This is a genomic window from Sphaerochaeta sp. S2, from assembly GCF_016406725.1.
Classification (GTDB): Bacteria; Spirochaetota; Spirochaetia; order Sphaerochaetales; family Sphaerochaetaceae; genus Sphaerochaeta.
This window is the reverse complement of record NZ_JAEKNT010000322.1, coordinates 1-3,637: the sequence shown is the minus strand read 5'-3', so window position 1 is coordinate 3,637 and position 3,637 is coordinate 1. Positions and strand designations below refer to the sequence as shown.

Genomic DNA, 3,637 nt, shown 5'->3' with positions numbered 1-3,637 from the left:
CGGTAACATGTTTTCCTTTAGCCACCACAACGCCGGCAGCCTCGTTACCAAGTAACATCGGTTCCTTGAAGACGAGCTCCCCAATGGCTCCTTCAGTGTAGTAGTGCACATCACTACCACAGATGCCGCATGCTTTAACATCAACGGTTACATCATAGGGGCCCATATTCTCTACTATGGGAAAATCACGTACGCTCAGTCGTCCCTTTTCTTCCAGTACCAGTGCTTTCATTGTATGCTTCTCCTCATTGCTATTCTAAGTCATTGTGGGCGGCATGCAACCTGGAAACGACAATATTTTAGGTACGAGCCTAGAACTTCATCATTGCCCAGCGTCCGATTGTCTCAAATCCAAGTCTGTGGTAGAGAGCCCCGGCTGTAGGGTTGTCATAGAAAAGGCAGAGGAATGAGAGCCCTCTCTCAAACCCCTGTTCACAGAGATGATTCATCACCATGGATGCATAGCCTCTTTGACGGTAGGCAGGGTGTGTCGCCACCCCAATGATCATGGCTCCACTTCTTGTAGTAGCGGTGGTATAGGCTGTGCATACCAAGCGGCCATCCTTGAAAATCCCATACCCTTCGCAGCCTTTTTCATAGTTTTCTCTTGTTTGCATGAGCTTCTCTTCCTCATGCTCAATGTAGGGCCTTGAGAATTCGTTAATCAGCTTGTAGAGGTCTACAATGTCTTGTGCGTGGCCCGAATCAAGTTTGAGAATTTGTTCCGTTCCAGTTTTGATCTTCTTGAAAGTATCTCTTTTCAGACGACACAGATAAGTGCCTTGAAAGGGAATAGTGGGGTAGTGGGGAGCCAATTGCTCGAGAATGGTTTTCTTTGCACTGATGCATTGGATCTCCTGGCCTTGCAAGAAATCAGCCACAGCTTTTGCATCAAACTGATCCTTGTTGCTGGAGATGATAAAATTGGAGTAGTACCTGAGCAACAGGCAATCCCAATCCTCACCAAAAGCCCAGAGGGAAACAGTTTCTGTTTCCAATCCGTACTGTTCGATGTCTCCTTCAATGAAGAGATTCATCTCTTTCTCTTCTGCTATGTAGGTACGTATCGCAGGTATGTCCTTGTTTGTTAACTGTATTGGAGTGTACATGTCAGTACTATAGAAGTAGGGAAATTTGGTTTCAATACATATGTATGGCACTTTCCCTAGAATAAGATCCAAATCTTCTAGAATTATCATTTGACCTCGGACTATAAGCCCTCTATGATTAACAACGTTGGGGGAGCTTCATTGCCCTAGTGCGAAGTCAACTTCTCCCCCTATTCTTTTTCCCCGGAGGTTCTCTATGGACTTCTTGCTGGAAGGGCTTCTTAACACCACGTGGAAGCAACTGGTAATGTTTGGTGTGGGAAGTTTTCTTATCTATCTTGCGATTGCAAAGAAACTCGAGCCCTCGCTCTTGCTTCCCATGGGCTTTGGTGCCATCTTGGTCAACTTGCCGTTCTCTGGAGCCATCACGCAGATGATGGAAGGAATCGGGGAGGTACCGGGTATTCTTGACTGGCTCTTTGAGCTGGGGATAGAATCTGCAGAGGCGTTGCCCCTGCTGCTATTCATCGGTATCGGGGCGATGATTGACTTCGGCCCTCTCTTGGCCAATCCAAAGCTGATCCTTTTTGGTGCAGCTGCCCAGTGGGGTATCTTTGCCACTATCAGTGTGGCAACATTGCTTGGGTTCAGTTTGATTGATGCTGCATCGATAGGCATTATAGGGGCTGCTGACGGACCCACATCAATCCTGGTCTCCCAGGTTCTTGGAAGCAAGTATGTAGGCCCGATCGCCATTGCAGCGTATTCGTATATGGCCTTGGTGCCTATCATTCAGCCGTTTGCCATCAAGTTGGTGACCACCAAGAAAGAGCGGATGATCAAGATGCCGTACAATCCCCGCTCAGTATCGAAGCGGGCAAAGATTCTCTTTCCGATCATCGTGACCGTGGTAGCTGGATATGTAGCCCCAGCTTCTGTTTCCTTGGTAGGGATGCTGATGTTCGGTAACCTGATCAGGGAGTGTACCGTCCTGGATACGCTTTCTACCGCTGCGCAAACCGTCTTGGTAAATCTTATTACTTTGCTACTCGGTATCACGATTGCATCCACGATGAAAGCAGAATCGTTTGTTACTATCCAGACCATTATGATCATGGGCCTCGGTTTGCTTGCCTTCATCTTTGATACCATTGCAGGGGTTGTCTTTGCAAAGGTCTTGAACTTGTTCGTGAAGCAGAAGGTCAACCCGATGGTTGGAGCTGCCGGTATTTCTGCCTTCCCCATGTCGGCAAGGGTCATTCAGCGGCTTGGTCAGCAAGCAGATCCGCAGAACCATCTACTGATGCATGCGGTAGGGGCAAATGTCGCGGGGCAGATTGCTTCAGTCATCGCCGGCGGAGTCATCCTGGGGTTGGTCCCAGGATTGTTGTAGGAGGAGGCGTATGCAGTCAATTTTTTCAAAATCCCTCACATTGATGGGACAAGGAATGCTGGCCATCTTCGTGGTCATCTTGATCATATTTCTGGTTCTGCTTTTTCTTGGTAAGTCAAAGAATAAAGTGAGCTGAAGGCGTTGAGGAGAAGTATGATAAAAATCCTTCACTCGATATTCATATATCGATATATCTACACTATAATAAAATAGTGTAAAAAAATGATTGACATATAATACTTGTATGATAACCTATCAGTGGTACTGACTTGGGGGGGAGCTTTTAATGCCGCAACAAAATTCAACGAAAATTGTGAGACAAGAGAAGATATCCAACCAAGTGTATGAACAGTTACTTGCCCAGATCAAGAGCAATAAATGGAAGGAGGGCGCAAAGCTTCCTTCCGAAAATGAAATGAGGCAAGAATTTGGAGTGAGCCGCATCAGCATTCGTGAGGCGATGCAGAAGCTCAAGGCCTTGGGAATCGTAGAGACACGCCACGGGGAAGGGTCCTTCATCAGAAGAGTGACCAGTGAGAATTACCGTGACATGATGTTTCCCATGTTCATGATCGATAAGAACTCCTTGCAGGAGATTCTTGAGTACAGGATGGTAATGGAAGTAGGGGCAACGGAGATGGCCGCTACGAGAATCACGAAAGAGGAATGTGACGCACTTGAGGCAATTGTTGTCCGAATGGAGCAAAATACCACTGATATAAAGGTATTTGCCCATGATGATATCCAGTTCCATATGGCTATCGCAAAAGCAACGAAGAACAACATGCTGATCAATGTGGCTCTTTTCATGCAGGATTTGATGAATGCAAGCATGGAGTCCATTGTCACTCATTTGGGTATGCATGACGGTAGATACTATCACCGCGTCATCCTCGAAGCATTAAGGGTACATAATAGGGAAGAGGCAGCCAGGCTGATGCGAGAGCATGTGGCCAAGACTGTGGACCGGATTTCAGAGTTAGCTGAGCTGTAGGTTTTCCTGACAGATGAAGCTGACGATTGAAATACCTTGTATGAGTCTTCTAACTTATAGGACGTCATACAACATATAAGTAATTTTATGGCTTATGCCATAAAAAAATAAAAGGAGAGTTTTGTATGAAGAAAAACAGAATTCTTGTTATCCTTCTGGTACTGTTGGTTGCGACTTCACTGTTCGCAGAAGGTCAGAAAG

The 3,637-nt window shown here is 46.3% G+C and carries 5 protein-coding genes; 3 read left to right on the top strand and 2 right to left on the bottom strand.

All coding sequences use genetic code 11. The features are described from left to right. Both JF818_RS09380 and JF818_RS09375 read right to left on the bottom strand, forming a co-directional pair. Positions 1-232 (bottom strand): alcohol dehydrogenase catalytic domain-containing protein (locus JF818_RS09380; RefSeq protein ID WP_198891753.1); only part of this gene is annotated, 232 nt, incomplete at its 3' end. Positions 233-311: 79 nt separating this feature from the next. After that, on the bottom strand, positions 312-1,109 hold the full coding sequence (locus JF818_RS09375) for a GNAT family N-acetyltransferase (RefSeq protein ID WP_233067116.1): 798 nt from the start codon (positions 1,107-1,109) through the stop codon (positions 312-314). A 196-nt stretch (positions 1,110-1,305) separates the two neighbouring features. Between JF818_RS09375 and JF818_RS09370 the strand changes: the two genes are divergently transcribed. From JF818_RS09370 to JF818_RS09365, 3 genes are all read left to right on the top strand, one after another. Then, positions 1,306-2,442 carry a sodium ion-translocating decarboxylase subunit beta gene (locus JF818_RS09370; RefSeq protein ID WP_198891752.1) on the top strand — a complete coding sequence of 379 codons (1,137 nt, stop codon included), beginning with the start codon at positions 1,306-1,308 and terminating at the stop codon, positions 2,440-2,442. 10 nt (positions 2,443-2,452) lie between these two features. Further along, positions 2,453-2,578 carry a hypothetical protein gene (locus JF818_RS16550; RefSeq protein ID WP_255528445.1) on the top strand — a complete coding sequence of 42 codons (126 nt, stop codon included), beginning with the start codon at positions 2,453-2,455 and terminating at the stop codon, positions 2,576-2,578. Positions 2,579-2,728: 150 nt separating this feature from the next. After that, positions 2,729-3,436, top strand: a complete 708-nt coding sequence (locus JF818_RS09365) for a FadR/GntR family transcriptional regulator (protein ID WP_198891751.1) — start codon at positions 2,729-2,731, stop codon at positions 3,434-3,436. Positions 3,437-3,637: the final 201 nt, after the last annotated feature.